Origin of the sequence: Marinifilum sp. (genome assembly GCF_965230805.1) — a bacterium.
GTDB lineage: Bacteria > Bacteroidota > Bacteroidia > Bacteroidales > Marinifilaceae > Marinifilum.
Genome location: NZ_OZ246019.1, coordinates 4,444,637 through 4,462,766, shown reverse-complemented (window position 1 = coordinate 4,462,766; position 18,130 = coordinate 4,444,637). Strand labels below are relative to the sequence as shown.

Annotated in this window: 12 protein-coding genes and 1 pseudogene; 7 read left to right on the top strand and 6 right to left on the bottom strand. The window is 34.7% G+C overall.

Annotated elements, in window-relative coordinates; all coding sequences use genetic code 11:
• Positions 1-5: 5 nt before the first annotated feature.
• Positions 6-1,304 (bottom strand): MFS transporter, encoded by a 1,299-nt coding sequence (locus ACO05S_RS17375; protein ID WP_421919287.1) that lies wholly within the window; start codon positions 1,302-1,304, stop codon positions 6-8.
• A gap of 42 nt (positions 1,305-1,346) precedes the next feature.
• Positions 1,347-2,180: a phosphonoacetaldehyde hydrolase gene (gene phnX / locus ACO05S_RS17370; protein WP_421919286.1), complete on the bottom strand. Its 834-nt coding sequence runs from the start codon at positions 2,178-2,180 to the stop codon at positions 1,347-1,349.
• 154 nt (positions 2,181-2,334) lie between these two features.
• On the opposite strand from phnX, the gene ACO05S_RS17365 reads away from it, so the two are divergent.
• The 3 genes from ACO05S_RS17365 to ACO05S_RS17355 all read left to right on the top strand — a co-directional run bounded on the left by ACO05S_RS17365 (position 2,335) and on the right by ACO05S_RS17355 (position 6,842).
• Entirely contained in the window at positions 2,335-3,261 is a 927-nt protein-coding gene (locus ACO05S_RS17365; RefSeq protein ID WP_421919285.1) for a hypothetical protein, read from the top strand.
• A 411-nt stretch (positions 3,262-3,672) separates the two neighbouring features.
• Positions 3,673-5,277 carry a metallophosphoesterase gene (locus tag ACO05S_RS17360; protein WP_421919284.1) on the top strand — a complete coding sequence of 535 codons (1,605 nt, stop codon included), beginning with the start codon at positions 3,673-3,675 and terminating at the stop codon, positions 5,275-5,277.
• A 236-nt stretch (positions 5,278-5,513) separates the two neighbouring features.
• The gene (locus ACO05S_RS17355; RefSeq protein WP_421919283.1) at positions 5,514-6,842 is read left to right on the top strand and encodes an IS5 family transposase; all 1,329 of its coding nucleotides are present in this window, start codon (positions 5,514-5,516) and stop codon (positions 6,840-6,842) included.
• Between the two features lie 224 nt (positions 6,843-7,066).
• On the opposite strand, the pseudogene ACO05S_RS17350 reads toward ACO05S_RS17355, so the two are convergent.
• Positions 7,067-8,575 (bottom strand): annotated as a pseudogene (locus tag ACO05S_RS17350) (IS1634 family transposase).
• A 396-nt stretch (positions 8,576-8,971) separates the two neighbouring features.
• Entirely contained in the window at positions 8,972-10,021 is a 1,050-nt protein-coding gene (locus ACO05S_RS17345) for a quinone-dependent dihydroorotate dehydrogenase (protein WP_421919282.1), read from the bottom strand.
• 208 nt (positions 10,022-10,229) lie between these two features.
• Here ACO05S_RS17345 and ACO05S_RS17340 point away from each other — a divergent pair, with 208 nt between their 5' ends.
• Positions 10,230-10,529 (top strand): hypothetical protein, encoded by a 300-nt coding sequence (locus ACO05S_RS17340; RefSeq protein WP_421919281.1) that lies wholly within the window; start codon positions 10,230-10,232, stop codon positions 10,527-10,529.
• Between the two features lie 174 nt (positions 10,530-10,703).
• On the opposite strand, the gene ACO05S_RS17335 is transcribed toward ACO05S_RS17340, so the two are convergent.
• On the bottom strand, positions 10,704-13,157 hold the full coding sequence (locus tag ACO05S_RS17335) for a DUF294 nucleotidyltransferase-like domain-containing protein (protein WP_421919280.1): 2,454 nt from the start codon (positions 13,155-13,157) through the stop codon (positions 10,704-10,706).
• Positions 13,158-13,439: 282 nt separating this feature from the next.
• Between ACO05S_RS17335 and ACO05S_RS17330 the strand changes: the two genes are divergently transcribed.
• The gene (locus ACO05S_RS17330) at positions 13,440-13,955 is read left to right on the top strand and encodes a hypothetical protein (RefSeq protein ID WP_421919279.1); all 516 of its coding nucleotides are present in this window, start codon (positions 13,440-13,442) and stop codon (positions 13,953-13,955) included.
• 50 nt (positions 13,956-14,005) lie between these two features.
• Here the strand turns inward: ACO05S_RS17330 and ACO05S_RS17325 are convergent, their stop codons facing one another.
• On the bottom strand, positions 14,006-14,398 hold the full coding sequence (locus ACO05S_RS17325) for an FKBP-type peptidyl-prolyl cis-trans isomerase (protein ID WP_421919278.1): 393 nt from the start codon (positions 14,396-14,398) through the stop codon (positions 14,006-14,008).
• Positions 14,399-14,633: 235 nt separating this feature from the next.
• Between ACO05S_RS17325 and ACO05S_RS17320 the strand changes: the two genes are divergently transcribed.
• Together ACO05S_RS17320 and ACO05S_RS17315 are read left to right on the top strand one after the other, a co-directional pair.
• Positions 14,634-15,272, top strand: coding sequence for a leucine-rich repeat domain-containing protein (locus ACO05S_RS17320; RefSeq protein WP_421919277.1), 639 nt, complete (start codon positions 14,634-14,636; stop codon positions 15,270-15,272).
• A gap of 168 nt (positions 15,273-15,440) precedes the next feature.
• The gene (locus ACO05S_RS17315) at positions 15,441-18,089 is read left to right on the top strand and encodes a PAS domain S-box protein (RefSeq protein WP_421919276.1); all 2,649 of its coding nucleotides are present in this window, start codon (positions 15,441-15,443) and stop codon (positions 18,087-18,089) included.
• Positions 18,090-18,130: the final 41 nt, after the last annotated feature.

Genomic DNA, 18,130 nt, shown 5'->3' with positions numbered 1-18,130 from the left:
TTGTTTTAGTTCGTTTTAACTTTTAGTGTATCCATCTTTACCTTTTCTTCCAAAACCTCCTTCTTACCAAAATTCCATTTGCTTGCCAACAAGATGGCAGAGATCAGAGAAGTAAATACAAAAACTTTAAACAGCATCTCCCAACCGAAGTGATTCGACACAAAGGCCACAATAAAAGGAGATAACAGCTGTCCTATTGAGCCTATTCCATTTATAAAACCTGCTGCTTTAGCTGCACCATTTTCCGATCCGATATCCATAGCCGCTGCTCCCGACATTAATGAATCCGGCCCATAGGTCATAAAGCCTATCAAGCCAATGGCAATCATGGTAGGAACATGCCCCATACCAGTTAAAATGGGTTGTAATACAAGTACAATGGATAACCCAAAGAGCATTAATGAGCCAACGGGAAAACGACGAGTTTTAAATACCTTGTCAGATAAATAACCTGCAAAAATAACTCCTGCGAATCCTACAAATTCATAAATGGAAGAAGTGTAGCCCGCATTTTCAGCAGAATAATTTAAGCCTTGAACCAAATAGGTGGGCAACCAAAATAAGTAAGTATATCGCGTAAATTTGATGAAAAAGTACATAATAGCTGCTACCCATAATGCCGAGTTATTTAACAAGTCCTTTATGCTTACCGTTTCATCATCATGCTCTCTTAAACTTTCTTGATCTTCTGTGCTTAAATGCCTGTCGGGTTTGTTTCGTGTAAATAGAATATAAGCACCAGCTATGATTCCCAACACCAACGCTGGAGCCCAAAACACTCGTGTAAGTCCTAGTTTAGGCCAAAAGCTTTGGTTGGTAAGCCAATATGTGGCAAACAATGTGCCCAGAAAACCACCTACCACATAGCAGGTAGACCACCACGACATCACCACGCCACGTTCTTCTTTTCGAAACCACGACGACATATTTTTAACCAAACCCGACCAACCTGTTGATTGTCCTAATCCGTTTAATCCCGCCAACATTACAAGAACTACAATGGTTCCCATCACACCAAAAAACAAGTTGGCAAGAATGGATAATATCATGCCTGTTCCAACAATTATTCGAGGCCCATATTTATCCGAAAGATATCCGCTGATATATTGTCCCAGCATATAGGCCAAGCTATATACCCCAACCATTAAGGCGTAGTCATTATTATCGAACCCGTATTCTGCTTGCATGCTTACATTGGCAACACTTAGGTTTTTTCTACAGAAATAGAATCCAAAATAGCCCAGCCAGGTTAGTCCGAAAATTCTGAATCGCCAAATCGTTGATGTATTTCTTAGTAAGTTCATTTTTAATATTAAGAGATTAGATATAAAACCAAATGTCTTTTATTATACCAGAGAATTAATATTTGCAGGAACAATATTTTTTCCAATTAACTCATCAATTTCCTTTAAAGCATTTGGTAACTCCCAAGGCCCTTCAACTACAAAGTGAGCTCCGGCAGCACGTAGTTTTTCTTCTGCTTTTGTAAGTTTTTCATTAAGTTCTGTATCCGGAAGCTTTGCAATATCTTCTTCGGAATAGCCAAGTTCGTTACCACATTTTGTATATGCAACAACCCACATCCCAGCATTTATGCCCTCTTTTACATCCGCAATGGTATCACCAACTTTAACCATGGCTTTCATTGGAAAAATAGCCAGTTTAATAGCATTTTTATAAACCATAAATGGAGCAGGACGGCCAAGAGGTATTTCATCCGAAGTGATCACAGAATCAGGCAATATACCTTGTTTGATTGCTGCAAGAATTACTGGTTCCATCATTTCGCTAACATAACCAGTGGTTGAACCAATTTTGATATTAGAATTTTTCAGAAATTCATACAAATCCTTAACGCCTGGGATGGCTTTACAGTACTTTGGTATGATTTCGATTAGAACAGGAGTAAGTTGTGCGTATAATTGTTCAACCTCTTGTTCGGTGGGTGCAGCTCCATGTATCTTTTCCCATTGGGAAGCAACACATCCTAACTTAAATAATTCCCTGATGTGATCCTTTTTAGCCAATCCCATGGGGCCTCTGGCCTCTTCCATGGTAATTGCAATACCATTTTTTTTAAATACTTCTACAAATACAGCAGTTGGAGCTAAACAGCCATAATCAACCAATGTACCTGCCCAGTCGAAAACAATACCTTTAATGTGTTTTAATTTTTCCATTTTTGCACCTTTGTTAGTCAGTAAAACTTTTCGTTTATTTAAAGTTGTTCACCATGCTTGTCGATGCAAAATTCATACATTAGTTTACTCAATAAAATTAATTCAGCAATATTCTTTATTAATAATATTGGTTCAATTAAATTAATATAAAGTAATGATTAATTATATCTTAGAATCACAGAAACTACTTGAACTTACTAACACATTGCAATCCAGAGGATATAAGAAAAAGGATATTGCCGCAATATTAGAGTTACCAGCACCGGTACTATCCAGCTTGCTAAAGAATATATTGCCTGTAATTGCCGAAACAGATGCTGAAAACGAAGATGTAGAGGAGAAAATTGACTATGCCTTTTCACTGGTAAACAACATGTCGGCCCATAAAACTTTGCAACAGCTTAATGTATATATAACAATGCTCGAAAACTCTCTTAACAATTATTTAATCCAAGAAAAAGAGTTAGACTACTTTTCTTTAATCAAAGAGCAAAGTTGCAATTCATATGATTTCGTAAAACAATATTTCGAAGGTTTATACGACCTGTATTACATTACTACTGCCGGGTATGTAGTTAAAAAAGAACCATTTTGGATTAGAACCAATCCTATTGAAAAGTATGTGGAAGTTTTTAAAGGCAATAAAAATAGTACATTAAGCTACAAAGGAATTGGTTTAGTTATCAGTCATCAAACCTTAACTGCTCAAATGGCAGAGGTAAATGACATTCCGAATGAGTATTTGATGATACATGTTAGTTTGCCATTTACCCGTAAGTCCGAGTATTTGAGAGGTATATTTGCAGCAATTAGTTATGCACGCGAGCCTATATCCAGAAAGATTGTACTTCGAAAGGTAGCAGACTTTTGTAACGAGAAGGACTACAACCGTATAGAAACTCAATATTTTGATAAAAGTGTTGAGATAGATATACCGGAAATACATCAATACCTAAAAAACGAACCTCAAATGATCGAGTGTCTTTCTATTCCTAAGCCGCAATTTAATGTTAACGACTTAAGCAAAGAGGTTGAAATAGCAAACCAATTTAAGTCTGCGAAGATTGGTTTAGATAAATAAAAAGGGTTCCAAGAATACATTCTAGTGGTAAATTAAGTTAGAAAATATTTTGGGAAGTAATCTTAAAATTGAGGTTCCTTAGAGATGCCCAATTGGGGCGTCTGCACATCGTCATCCGTGCAGTTTTGTGCGTCTGCACATCGTTAACATGTTGATTGCAATCTAACTTATGCGTTCTTCTGTTATTTTAAAAAAATCGTCGTAGCTATGGTTATACCTCTATTTTTTGCCTCTATTAATTTCAAGGTTCTCAAAACAATTTAATACTCATTTCATATTATAACTGGTATAAGCAAGTATTTTAACAAAATTGACACATCCAATGGGAAAATGTTTTCTACATTTCGCCCTGAATAATATTAATAGATTCTATCTTTTGAATCCACAAATCTTTACCCTAAATCAATCGAAATGAATTTTAAAAGTTTACTTAGCACATTGGTATTTGCCATATGTGTTGGAACAAGCGTTGCTCAAAATCACAATCACCAAGTTGTTTATCAGCCTCCGCAATATGAACTGGAATGGACACAAGCAGGTGTTCATCCCGACCGAATCGTATTAAACTATGGTGCCGATGCCAGTACAACAGCAAGTATTACTTGGAGAACATCACCCAAAATAGAAGTAGCCTATGCCGAAATTGTAAAAGCAACTGCTGCTCCCAAGTTTTGGAGAACTTCGAAACGTTTTAAAGCAAAAAGTACTTTGCTGGATGGGAAGTTGGTAAAAGATGCTGGTTTAACCAGCAAGTATCATTCTGTTACTTTTAGCGAATTAGAACCAAATACCCTTTATGCATACCGTGTGGGTGATGGTGATCATTGGAGTGAATGGATTCAGTTTAAAACTGCATCCGCAAGCAATGATAAATTTTCGTTTTTATATGTTGGTGATGCCCAGAACTATATTTTAGAACTGTGGTCACGCTTAATCCGTCAGGGGTTTCAAAAAGCACCGGATGCTCGTTTTATAGTTCACGCCGGTGACTTGATTAGCGATGCCCATAGCGAAGTGCAATGGCAGGAATGGTTCAAAGCAGGTAGTTTTATTCATGGAATGATTGCTGGATTCCCTACTCCAGGTAATCATGAATATGAGCCTCTATTTGAAGGTCAGGCTGACTCACTGGAACAACTAAGCATTCAATGGCATCCGCAATTTACTTTACCCGAAAATGGCCCCAAAGGTATTGAGGCTCTTAAGGAAACAACTTACTATATGGATTTTCAGGGGGTAAGAATGATTAGTCTTAACTCAAATGAACACAAAAAGGAACAAGCCGAGTGGTTAAAGGAGATCCTATCGAACAATCCTAACAAATGGACAATTGTTACCTTTCATCACCCACTTTATTCTGCTTCCGACGGTCGTTCGAATAAGGAGTGGAGAGATTTGATGAAGCCAATATTCGACAAATTCCATGTTGATCTTGTGTTGCAAGGTCACGACCATACTTATGCTCGAGGTCATGTAGCTCCCAAAGAGTACAATCTAACCTCAGGAATTAATAAGATGGATCAGACAGGTACAATGTATGTGGTGTCGGTAAGTGGTGGAAAAATGTACAAATTGGACAAAGAAGGCTGGCAAAAATGGGGAGCTGAAAAAGATCGTGATGCTGAGAATACACAGTTGGTGCAGATTGTTACCGTTGATCATGATACAGTTCATTTTCAATCGTATACAGCTACAGGTGAATTATATGATGCTTTTGATCTCATAAAAAACCCTAAGGAGCCCAATACACTTGTCGATCGCAAAAATGAAGGAATAGCCGCTCGCTATCATCACAATACCATTGATTACTTTGACAAACTACCTGCGGATATCAAAAAATCAATTTTAGCCAAGTACAAAGGCTTTACAATTGATAAAGTAAGTATCCGTCCGGATAAAAATGGTGGCATATACTATGATGTTGATTTAGAAAGCGAAAATGAAGATATCGACACCGAAATCGAACTGAAAATAAACGAGGAAGGAATTGTTTTTGAAGAAGAAATAGACGGTTAATTGATTTTTAATAAGTCTCATTCTTTGTGCATTTAAGTTTGTTTTTTAGAAATATTGCCGTAACTCCTGAGTTCCGCACTGGGACACCCAAATTAGAAATCAAATAATTTAGCTAGTTAATCCTTAAGAATGTCCCATGTTGTTGATAATCAGCATTTAATTGCGAATAACCTTTGTTTTAAGAGTAGTTTAATTGCAAGGTTATTAGTAAATTGGGTAAAAATCTTGCAGAAATAATGAAAGGAACATTACCTAATCAGAATCAACGGAACTTATTCCGACCTATTCTAAAAGATATTATTAACCCTAATCATGAACTGATAATTTTATCAAAGCGTATTGATTGGCAATATTTTGAAGATAGCTTTAGTCCATTGTATTCACATACAGGTCAACCAGGTATTCCAATACGCACCATGGTTGGTCTGTTGTTACTAAAAAGGATCTATAATTTAGGTGATGAAACGGTTATGGTACAATGGGTTCAAAATCCATATTACCAATACTTTTGTGGAGAAGCAGAGTTTCAATGGGAACCACCATGTGATCCTTCAGACATGGTTCATTTTCGAAAACGTATCGGAGAAGAGGGAGCAGAAAAAATATTGGAAGTATCTATTCACACCAGAAAAGATGAAATCAGAAGTACCAATGACGTTCTGATAGACACAACAGCCCAGGAAAAAAACATAAGCTATCCAACGGATGCCAAACTACTGATAAAAGTGATTAAACGATGCAACAAAATTGCCAAAGAGCAGGGAATTGATCAACGTCAGAATTACAAAAGAACAATGAAAAAACTGTTGCTAAAACAACGCTTTGCTCATCATCCAAAACGTAAGAAAGAAGCAACAGCTGCGCTACGAAAATTGCGAACTATAGCAGGACGATTGGTTTGGGAACTGGAACGAAAACTCAGTGAAGATGCTTTGAAACAATACCAGGAGATTCTAAAGAATTGTAACAAAATTGTAGTTCAAAAGAGAAATGACAAGAACAAAATTTACAGTTTACATGAACCCGAAACGGCTTGCATAGCAAAAGGAAAAGCTCATAAAAAGTTTGAATTTGGATCAAAAGTATCTTTCGCTGTAGTGCCGGGAGTAAATATTATAGTTGGCATCAAAAATTTTAATGGTAATCCCAATGACACATCAACACTTGAACCTGCATTGGAAAATATTGAGAAGATAAGTAAGATAAAGTTTAAAAATGCTATTGTGGATCGAGGTTACAAAGGAAAAAAGATGGTACGTGGCACCTGTATTGTAACGCCAAGACCACCTTCTTCAAGGCAGCCTTATTCAAAAGACACAATGCGTAAGAAGTGCAGATCCAGAGCTGCTGTTGAACCTGTAATTGGACATACAAAACATGGTAACCGAATGATCAGAAATTATCTGAAAGGAATTGTTGGTAACTCTGTTAATGCAAACTTGGCTGCTGCAGGATATAACTTCAAAGCATTACTGCGAAGAATCAAAGAGCACATTCTTTGGACATTAATTTTTCTGGGAAGTAAGTACAAAATCCCAGAAAAATTAATTTATAAATTGACTTAGTAAGGATCGACTAGCTAAAAGGACAGCAAAAAACATCAAAACTTAAGCTTGTAGCATTAAAACCTCAGCTTTTAAAATTCCAGGTTCACGTTTTAATGTTAAAAGCTCAGGCATTAACGTAAAAAGCTCAGGTTTTTACATCCAGTTACGGTTGTGGGTTTAGATTCTTAATTTGGGTGAGCATTTATAGAATATCCCCTGAGTTCCGCACTGGGACACCCAAATTAGAAATCAAATAATTTAGCTAGATGTTTTTGTTCATCATTTAGAAGTAGAGTTTCTTTAAAAGTGTTGCCAGTTTTGGGATCTGAGATTTCGATTGCATAGATTGATTTGGCGATGTCGATGGCTTTTTCGGGACTCATTTTGTCTGTTTTTAACTTCAGTTGCCTCTCAAGTTCTTTGTAAACTTTATAGGCTACAAAATTGATGGTGATATGCGCCTGAATCCTTTTTTGCAGTCTATGGTAGATTGGTCTGATCTTCAGGTCATGCTTTGCAACCCTAAAGGCTTTCTCGATTTTCCATAGTTGGCCATAATTATTGATGATTTCTTCCTTTGAAAGTGTTGTATTGGTCATGTAACCTTTCAGTCCATCCCATGCTGCATCCTCTTCAAATTTTCCATGATTGATTCTGATAGTTATATCTCCTTCCAGTTGTAAATACTTATTGTATCCTCTATTGTTTATCGATGACTTGGTCAGCTTACCTGATTTGATCCTTTGCTCCAACTTCATCAGCCCCCTTTCCCTATTATGCCTGTCCTTTTTAGCCCTTCTGTCAGTATATCCGACAATTAAGTTTGTTCCATCGGTTCTGGGAATAATTGCACTGGATTTATCTTTGAGATTCAGAGCGAGTATTTCTTCTTTAATCGCCTTGCTTTCATTTTTAATGCGTGCGCCAAGAATAAACTCATAACCTTTCTCCTGAAGTTCTTTGACATTAGAAGATGAGAGTAAGCCGGAATCAGCTATAACAACTAGCTTATCCAGATCATATTTGTCTTTAAAAACATCAATAATGGGAAGCATTGTATGGCCTTCAAACTTGTTGCCTTCATGAATTTCATATGCTAACGGATAGCCTTCAATACCAACAAGTAGCCCCAATACGATTTGCGGATTCTGGTGTTTTCCTTCTTTGGAAAAGCCTCGTTTTCTTAAATCATCTTCATCATCAATTTGAAAATAAATTGTTGTAACATCGTAGAAAACAACCCTGATGATACCGCCAAGTATCTTTTTGGTGTGATGATAACTAATTTGCTGAAGCGTTTCTTTGTGATCAGAATAGACTTTATCCAAATACCTGTATATCCTGTCTTCTTTTATATTTATCGAAAAGTATCTGTGTAAATACTGAGTCGTTTTTAACTTACTTGCCGGGTGCGACAGTCGAACCAGTACTAATTGTTTTAGAAGGTCGTTACAAACAGTGTCAAATCCAATTTCATTATAAATCCTGCCAAGTAACAGGTGGACACCTTCAATTGAAATGTTTCGTATGCTTTGTTTGACGGTTTACTTGAAATCCTGTACTGTAAAATCAAAAGATTGTTGACCTTCATAATGCGAGATATAATCAAGTCCTTGTTGGTAAAGAGTTTCTATTTCAGTATCAGAACAAGAACTGCCGATAGTTTTAAGCACTTTGTATTTTCCAGAGCTTTTATCAATGACTTGCACACTGACAACACCACTATTGTTCTTCTTTTTTCTCACAAACATAGTGCAAATATAAGCCTGGGACACCCAAACATCCAACTAAAAAGAACTTATAACCCTGTAATAGTGCGACTTAAATCTTTTCGCCTGAAAAAAGTGCGGAACTCAGGAAATAGACGGTTAATTGATTTTTAATAAGTCTCATTCTTTGTGCATTTGAGTTTGTTTTTTAGAAATATTGCCGTAACTGAGCCTCGTTTTTTTCTTTTACTAAACTCAAAAATGTAAAAACAAGTAAAGACTCCCTTTATAATAAAACTGGTATCTAAAAGAAAATGAATACAAAAATGGAAGAGCACTAGTTCTTCCTTTTTCAATATTATGCCTTTATAATTATCGTTTATAGATTCCAATATTTTTAAATCTATTACTACGCTTTTTAACCTGTTTGTAAGAACTTTATTTATTGATATTGCGAGCAATAAGAGCTTTGTTAATATTCTTGATCAAAGCAGGGCCACTATAAATAAAACCGGTGTAAATCTGAACTAGCGATGCTCCAACATCTAGTTTATCCAACGCATCCTGAACGCTCATGATTCCTCCAACCCCAATAATAGGGATAGTACCATTAGATTTTTTATGAATATAGCGAATCACATCTGTAGATTTTTCGTTAAGGGGTTTTCCACTTAACCCGCCTGCACCTATAGCTTCAATTTCTTCATTGTTATAGCTTAAGCCATCTCTTGAAATTGTTGTGTTTGTTGCAACAATACCTGCAATTTTGCTTTCTCTTACAATCTCAATGATATCGTCAAGTTGATTTTCATTTAAATCCGGAGCTATTTTTAAGAGTATTGGCTTTATTTTCGTCTTAATTTTATTGAGCCCCATCAGTTTATTCAGTATGTTTTTTAAGGGTTCCTTGTCCTGTAAAGCCCTTAAGTTAGGCGTGTTTGGTGAACTAACATTTACGACAAAATAATCAACATAGGGATAAAGTTCTTCGAAACAATTGATATAATCATCGCCAGCTAATTCGTTCGGAGTAAGTTTGTTTTTCCCGATGTTACCTCCTATAATAATATTTGTCTTTTTCTTTTTTAAACGTTCAACTGCTTCCACAACTCCATCGTTATTAAAGCCCATTCTGTTCACAATGGCTTTATCGTTAACGAATCTAAAAAGCCGAGGTTTAGGATTTCCGTCTTGTGATTTAGGAGTTAATGTGCCTATTTCAACAAAACCAAATCCCATACTTCCCAAAATATCAAAAGCTTCTGCATTTTTATCGAGTCCAGCAGCAAGCCCAACAGGATTCGGGAATCTTAGACCAAACAACTCTCTTTCTAAAACAGGATGTCTCTTATTAAAAAGTAAGGATAAGAGGTATCGAACCACAGTTAATTTTTGTAAAAACTTAAAACAAGAAAAAGTGAATATATGAATGTTTTCAGCGTCAAATTGAATTAAAAAGGGGCGTATTATTTTTTGATATAAACTCATACTTAAATTGCTATTTAGAGCAAATATATAATGAAATCTTTTATAAAGGACATGAGTGTCTTTAAATAAGAGGAGAATTGTGCGATTTTTTTTATTTAATGATAAAATGTGTAAAATAATTTGTCGTAAGTTGGAATATTCCTAACTTCGTTAAGCTAATTTTTGAATTGAAAAAACCACTATCAATTAACAATACCGATATCAAACTATGAACAAGAACCACGAAATAAAACTCAATCAATTTCAATTAAACGTTCTTTTGGATGAACAGGAGAAGGCTGCATACGACTATATCGTTCAGGAAGGTACTTATTGCGTTCATTGTAAAGAAATGTGCTCCAAAGGCGTTGATGTAAAAGAGAATGTTTTAAATGAGATGAATGATATTCTGATCAAAGGAATTTGTAAAAAATGTAAGGGTAGGGTGAGTAGGTTTATTGAATACGGAGAATTTGATGAATTTAGAGAAAAAGCACTTCGTTTTAGGAAATCAATAGGTGCTGAATAAATAAAAACGAATTATAAAAATCCTTCTTATCATGTGATAAGGAGGATTTTTAGTATTAAGCCCAAGGGATTTGCTGATTCCATTTTTAGCCTGTAAACTTTATTTGATAACCTTGCAAAACAGAACATCAAAGCTGCAATCTCTGTTTGGCCATGCAATACTAGCTTTATTAAATTATTGATATTCCGAAATTTTAAAAGTAGTCTTGAGAATATCCTGTTGCAATACAATCTCTTTTTCTATTCGTTTAAAGGTATTTTTATCGATTTCGGTAAGATGTTTTAGTAAAACTTCATTTTCAGGCCAATCGTTATCCATAATTAAATAAATTTGCCACTTTAATCTTAAATGCATCAAAAAATTAAACATGGCTTCAATGTCATCCGCATTTTTTTCACTCAACACACCTAAAGCCATTAATTGATTCAATCGAAACAGGCTATTCGTTTCTCTAATCGAATGATATAAGGCATGTATTCGAAGGAAACCAATAATTGGGTGTAAGAACTTTTTAATATTTACTGATTTTTTATCGATGCTAGCTTTACCGGCAATCACTGATTTAGCCAATTGGTTATAGAATTCCTGATTGTCCTTTAATTCTCCATATATATGTTCGAACAGGTCATCTACCAATTTATTATTTCCGTAAATGGTTCTCAAATCAAGAAATATAGAACTGTCTAGCACATTGGGCATATCCGGATTGCTAAGCCATCCTGAAAAGTAAGTTTTCCAAACAGAAAGAGAATTGCACCATTCAGGATTTCCGGCCATCAAATCACCTTTGCATCTGGAATAGCCAATGGTATGAAGATTTTCGTTTACAATTTCCGAAAATCTGAGGAAGTAAGATTTATTTTCATCGCTATGTTCTGCAAATATAATTGCATTGTCCTGATCGGCTTTAAGAGTTTGCTCGGAGCGGGCTTCGCTTCCCATACAGATAAAAGCAAATTGGCAAGGTGCTTCGCCTACTTCTGCAATAACCAACTCTATTACTCTTGAGGTAATGGCATCTGCAATAGATGTAATAATGCGCAACACACTATTAATGTTGTCGGAACTGGTGAATACGGCTTGAATTAAAATTGGAACCTTATTCTGAATGCGTTTAATGCTATCCACCGTGCTACACTCCTTAATCTGATTAATCAAATGGTTTAGCGAATTTTGCTGCATTTCGTAGCATTGTTTACTACTGATATTTCCAATCATTTCACCAAAACCGTTTTCAACTAAAAGGTGTGAAATGTTATACTGTTTGAATCTTAAAATTGCTTCGTACAAAAGCGCATTTTGCCCGATGCTAACAACAGGAGCAGTCATGATAGTGGCAATAGAATGATTCATGTTTTTTTCTTCTGCCAAAACCCTTCTTCGCAAATCAGTATCCGTAATAACTCCAATCAGCTCATGGTTTTCTTTTACACAAATGATTTTACTTTCCTGTTCGGTCATTAGCTTGGCAACTTCATGTATTGAAGTTTTTAAATTGCAGCATACATTTTTATGAATCAGATTATCGATAGGTTGATTCATAAGCTGTAAAGAAAGCTGAATGTCTTCCGACATTTTATTGGCATCTAATCGTATGCGTTTTTTTTCTGTTACATTTTTAGCAAGCACAATGTATCCAACTTCGCCCGATAATTTAATCTGCGTAAGTGATACAATTACATTTTCCAAGCCAGCATGAGCGTTAATTAATTCCGTTTCAAAAGTGGATGTTTTATTAGGGTTCTCGATCTTATTGGCCAAATCATCCCAATTCATTTTAAAAAGATCTGAGAATTTAGAACCGATGATATTATTGTGATCGAAAAGGCTGGAGAATTTGTTGTTTGAAAAAACAACTTTTTGATTCACCACCATAAGTGTTCCTTCGGTTGAAGCATTCACCAAGCTCTTGTATTTCTGGATGGAGGAAAGCAGTTGTTTTTCGGCTTTTAGTCTTTTTTCCTCGATAATGCGCGATTGCCGAAGTACATATAATAGAATAAAGCCAATAAATAAGATGATTGTAAAAAAGATTTTAAGCAGAGTCTTTTTTAAATCACTAATTTCCTTTCTTACGTCGTCCAGGTAGATTCCTGTACCAATCACCCAGTTCCAATCCGAAAAACCTTTTACATACGATAATTTTGGCGATATTTTAGAAGCATCATCTTTCCATTGCCAATAATATTGAATAAAACCTTCGCCTTTGGTTTTTACCAAGTCAGCAGCATCAACAAATAGTTTGTTTTCATGATTGTCAGAAAAATTAGAAAGATCGGTGCCATTTAAGTCAGGCCTGTACGGATGCATCACCATTTTAGGATTTTTGGTAATGATCCAATAATAATCTTTCAATTCATTGCCATAGCGCATCTTGCCAATATGTTCGGAAGCTTTTTGTTTAGCTTCGCTCAATGTAATTTCTCCATTCTGATATGTTTCCTGATATTCTGACAATACACTCCAGGCTGTGTTGGTTAATTCAAGAATCATTTCTTTTTTTCGATCCATCATACTGCGTTCGAACAAAGGAATAATGATGATATAGAAAGTTATCACAAACATAGAAATTGCCACAATGGTAGGGATTACAATGCTGAAGATAAATTTGTGATTTGCTTTTTTCATGCAATAATAAGTTTGAGATACAATAGAATAACAGCTGTTGTTAATATTCTGGTAAATATAGTAAAACATATTAACCGATCTTAGAGAATTGATTGCTAACAATTCCTCCTGATTTGCATTCAATTTAAGATGATGGTTGGCTAGCATTCAACAACTTGCATAATTCAGATTAATCCAAGTTAATTTTAAATCAATGTAAAAACGTAAAACACCTTATTTAGCCTCTTGGTTTTTAACAAAAAATGCTTTGTTTTGTACTACAAATTAAAAAATACACAAGTCATGTTGAGCAACATTATAAGATTGATTATTGCCGGAATTTTACTGTTGGGTTCAATCTTCCTGTTTATTAAAAGTTTGGTTGGTTTGGGCGTACTTACATTATTCCTATCTGGAATATTTGTTTTACTGCACTTTAAGAACGAGAAGAACCTGTTTGCCTTTTACTTTCTTCGAAAAAATAAGTTCCAAACTGCAGGTAAAGTACTAAGTGGTGTAAAACATCCAGAAAGAATGATTAAAAGTCAGGAGGCTTATTATTATTATTTATCGGGTCTGGTTAACTCACAAGAGCATAATAACACGCAAGCAGAAAAACAGTTTAAAAAAGCTCTTAAAGCAGGGTTAAGAATGAAGACTGATAAAGCAGTAGCCAATTTAAATTTATCGGGTATCTATCTTTCCAGAAGAAACAAGAAACTATCAAAATATTACTTGCAAGAAGCTAAAAGCCTGGATAAGCAGAAAATGTTATCAGCTCAAATTAAAGAGATTGAGCACATGATGAAAAGAATATAAATTCGTTTTCTCGAGATTACCCAATCTGGCATTTCTGTCAGGTTTTTTTATTAAAAAACTCTGCTTAAAAGGATATCAAATATCAGAACGGATCCACCTGGAATGGATCCGTAATCTGCACTACCATAAGCCAAATGCGATGGTACAAGCAATATTCCTTCACCACCTTCTTTAAAATAGGACAAACCTTCTTTCCATCCATCAATTACCACAGAGAGGTTAATTTCCAGGCTTTCACTTTTGTCGAAAATATGTCCATTGGTTAGATACCCGATGTAAGCAATGGAAACATTACAATTGGGTGTAGGAATTTTCCCCACTCCCTTTTGCACAATTACGTAGTATAATCCAGATTGAGTTCTGCAAGCATTCAGTTTATTTTTGTGGATGTATTCTTTAATTTCTTCCTCGTTTTTTTGCATAAACTTATTTTTCTTCTTCATAATCGTGATATCTTGCCACAACAAAGTTAGACTTAAAATTATGAATCCTATTTTTTGTTTTATCGGAGGAATTATTCGTTATCTTCTTCTTTCTATTCAATGTATTGTTACCGGAAAAGAGAGACCAAAGTACATGATGGTATGTCAGAATAAATCAAACTCCTGGCTGGGATTTAAAGTCTTACTGCTTGCTTTAGTTATTTATCTATTAGTTGAGTTTTTGTAATTTTAAATAATGAAGAACGAATCATTGATACATTTAATGAAAGATGTACAGCTTATCGAAGAGCTGATTGGTCAAATCAATCGCAACTTAAAACAGGTAAGGCGGGTTAACTGGTTAATTAAAGGCTATCAAATGGATGATTTGGGACATGTTACCCACTTAAATATTGCAAAGTGCAATTTAAAAGGCAGTTGGCCTTCAGCACTTTTCAAGCTCAAACATCTGGAATTTTTAGACATCCAGGGAAATAAGATCGAATCCATTCCAGATGAAATTTCAAGACTAAGTAGCTTACGCTGTATTGATATTCGAAACAACCAAATTAAGGGATTGCCGAAATCTATTGTTGATATTCCTCAACTTCAAAAATTATATATGGGAAATAATCATTTCACAAAAATACCAGAACTGCTTACGAATTGTAAAGCACTAAAACTGATTGATTTTACAGACAATATGGTGTCGGAAGGAGTAGAGCATATCTTGAATTCAAATAGCATCACGAATGTTTATTTAAGAAATAATCAACTCACAGATTTTCCCTTTCATTTAATCGAAGACAATAAATTGAAGGAACTAATACTCATTGAAAATTCAATACAAGAAACCCCTTCAGATTTGCCTTTAATTGGTAATCTACTTTTATAATTTGGTGCATGTATGAATTTCAAATCTGTTCTTAAGACCAAGTGCCAGGTTTTGCGAGTTATATTTTTTATTAAATCTTTTTTTGAATTAGAGGTGTTTAAAGCATAGAATAAACTAGCCTTTAATTTTATTGATATATTTAGATGGAAGGAAAAGCAATATTTGAATATGTCAGAGCAAAAAGACTACACCATAAAAAGACTCCGGGAAGAATTATATTTTTACAAGAGCATAATTGACAACTCAAAAAATTGGGAGTACGTCACCAATTCACAAGGGGAATGCATATATGTTTCAAATATGGCAGAGTTGATTACAGGTTATTCTTCTGAAGAGTTTTATGCCAACAAAAAATTGATCAATCAGATCATTCACCCCGAAGATGTAACGAAGTACGAAGAGCATGATCATGAGCTTGATGATGATGGATTTAGAAAATCTATTGAGTACAGAATCATTTCTAAATCTGGTAAGGTGGAATGGATTGATCATGATTGTGTTAGAGTATATAATGATAAAGGAAGGTTGATTGGAGTTCGCAGTATCAATAGAGTCATTACAGAAAAAAAAGAACTTGAATCAAAATACAAGGAACTATCGAATATACATCAGTCAATTGTAAGTCAATCACCAACCGGAATTGCAACCTACGATAAAGATGGAAATTGTATTTTTGCAAACCCCATGATTGGCAAAATCATTGGAGCTACACATGATCAGGTTTTATTGCAAAACTATCACTTTATACAATCATGGAAAGATTGCGGATTGTATGAACAAATTCTCAAGGCATATCGGGAAGAAAGATCAATTGAATATGAATTTGAAGTTGAATCCAGCTTTGGAAAGGAAAGTTATTTAAATTGTGTTGTTGTGCCATTAAATGGTGTAAGTAAAGCAAGCCTCATGCTGTTGGTAGAAGATGTAAGCGAAAAACATAAAACAGAACTAGAGTTAAAAAAAAGTCAAGAGGTTACTGCAACACTTTTAAATGCATCCGACGAAGCAGCCTTTTTAATTGATTTAGATGCCAAATTTCTAGCAGTAAACTCCATTTGTACGGATCGACTTAAAAGTAAAGAACGGGATTTAATTGGTAACTGTGCATATGATTTTCTTCCAAAATCGGTTATTGAATCCAGAAAGCAGGCAATGCATGAAGTCGTTGCAAAAAAAGAAACGGTTACTCTTATTGATGAACGAGATGGATTAATCGTAAAATCAAAGTTGTATCCGGTTTTAAATAATAAAGGAGAGCTAATTCAAATTGCAATATATTCGAAAGATATTACCCAAGATTTAATAGCTGAAAGAAAGATAAAAGAAAGCGAAGAACAGTTTCGTACCATAACTTCCAATATGAAAGAAGGGATAACATTTGTTAATGAGGAAGGAAAGTTTTTATATGCTAATTCAGCTTTTTGCGAAATGTCTGGTTTTTCGCTTCAAGAGTTGAAAAATCTAAACATTTTTGAAATGAAAGCAGATCCGAATGCTCCAAATATAGCTTATAATGAATCATTAAAGACCGGAGAAGGAAAAAATAGGGGTGCTGAATTTAGAAGAAAAGATGGAAGCGTTTACAATGTAGATGTGAGATCGCAACTTATAACAATTGGAAATCAAAAGTATATAACAGGTTTAATTAGTGATATAACTGAGCAGCTTAAACAAGAAAAGGAGTTAAAGCAAATAAAGGATAAGCTAACAAATTTTATTGAAACTAATCCTGTAGGAATGTTTTTCTTGAGCCTGAAAAAACCAATGCCAATCGGTTATTCAACTGAAGAGAAATACAACTGGATCAAAAGTTATTTGTATATAGAAAATTGTAATGATGCAACTGCCAAAGCTTATGGCTACATAAAAAAAGAAGATTTGATTAATAAAAAGTTATTTGAACTTTTTTGGAATGACGATCAACTTTTTAGGCAAGCAGTAAAAGCCTTTATCAAACACAGTGCAAATGGGAAAAATATTGAAATTGTAGGGAAATCCAAATCCGGGGATTACATTAACCTTATTAATAATTCCTTTCATGTGATTCAAGATAATCAATTGTATTCCATTCAAGGATCGGTTGAGAATATCACGGAAAGGAAAAAACTAGAGAAAGACTTAAAGCTTGCTATTGCTTCAAAGGATAAGTTCATTTCTATAATTTCTCATGATTTGCGTTCACCTTTTGCTTCCATATTGGGCTTTTCCGAAATGATAATGGAAAAGATAGAAAAAAAGGAATATAACAAGCTACAGAAATACGCTGTTCTTATTGATAAAGCAATTCAAAATACCTATTCGTTTCTGAACAATCTATTGGTATGGGCACAATCCCAAAGTGATAAAATCATTTTTAATCCCAATAGCTATTCAGTAGGTGATCTAATTCAGGAACCTCTGGAACTGGCAAAACAAATAGCTTCTGCCAAAAATATTGAGGTTAGTCTATCTTTAGAAAAAGATATGTGTTTGTTTGTTGATAGAGAAATGATTGAAACAGTTTTACGAAATTTATTTTCGAATGCCATTAAATTTACGCCTGAAAATGGAAAGGTAGAACTTAGTATTATAAAAGCTTATAAAACAGCCAGACTAAATGTGATAGACAGTGGTGTAGGAATTGATAAGGAACATTTTGCAAAACTTTTTAAAATCGAAGAATCTTTTTCAAAAGAAGGCACAAATGGAGAAAAGGGCTTTGGTTTGGGACTATTGCTATGTAAAGAGTTTGCAAAGAAAAATAAGGGAAGGATATTGGTAAAAAGTGAAATGGGAAAAGGAAGTGTATTTACTATTGAGCTGCCTCTTGCCGATTGATTTTAAGCTGAAGACTGCCCATGCATTCTATTTATGAGTCC

Bases quoted from the DNA above. Each gene is read 5' to 3' on its own strand.
- phnX (WP_421919286.1), bottom strand. From the start codon at position 2,180: ATGGAAAAATTAAAACACATTAAAGGTATTGTTTTCGACTGGGCAGGT.
- ACO05S_RS17355 (WP_421919283.1), top strand. From the start codon at position 5,514: ATGAAAGGAACATTACCTAATCAGAATCAACGGAACTTATTCCGACCT.
- ACO05S_RS17335 (WP_421919280.1), bottom strand. From the start codon at position 13,157: ATGAAAAAAGCAAATCACAAATTTATCTTCAGCATTGTAATCCCTACC.
- ACO05S_RS17320 (WP_421919277.1), top strand. From the start codon at position 14,634: ATGAAGAACGAATCATTGATACATTTAATGAAAGATGTACAGCTTATC.
- ACO05S_RS17325 (WP_421919278.1), bottom strand. From the start codon at position 14,398: ATGAAGAAGAAAAATAAGTTTATGCAAAAAAACGAGGAAGAAATTAAA.
- ACO05S_RS17365 (WP_421919285.1), top strand. From the start codon at position 2,335: ATGATTAATTATATCTTAGAATCACAGAAACTACTTGAACTTACTAAC.
- ACO05S_RS17375 (WP_421919287.1), bottom strand. From the start codon at position 1,304: ATGAACTTACTAAGAAATACATCAACGATTTGGCGATTCAGAATTTTC.
- ACO05S_RS17340 (WP_421919281.1), top strand. From the start codon at position 10,230: ATGAACAAGAACCACGAAATAAAACTCAATCAATTTCAATTAAACGTT.
- ACO05S_RS17360 (WP_421919284.1), top strand. From the start codon at position 3,673: ATGAATTTTAAAAGTTTACTTAGCACATTGGTATTTGCCATATGTGTT.
- ACO05S_RS17345 (WP_421919282.1), bottom strand. From the start codon at position 10,021: ATGAGTTTATATCAAAAAATAATACGCCCCTTTTTAATTCAATTTGAC.
- ACO05S_RS17330 (WP_421919279.1), top strand. From the start codon at position 13,440: ATGTTGAGCAACATTATAAGATTGATTATTGCCGGAATTTTACTGTTG.
- ACO05S_RS17315 (WP_421919276.1), top strand. From the start codon at position 15,441: ATGTCAGAGCAAAAAGACTACACCATAAAAAGACTCCGGGAAGAATTA.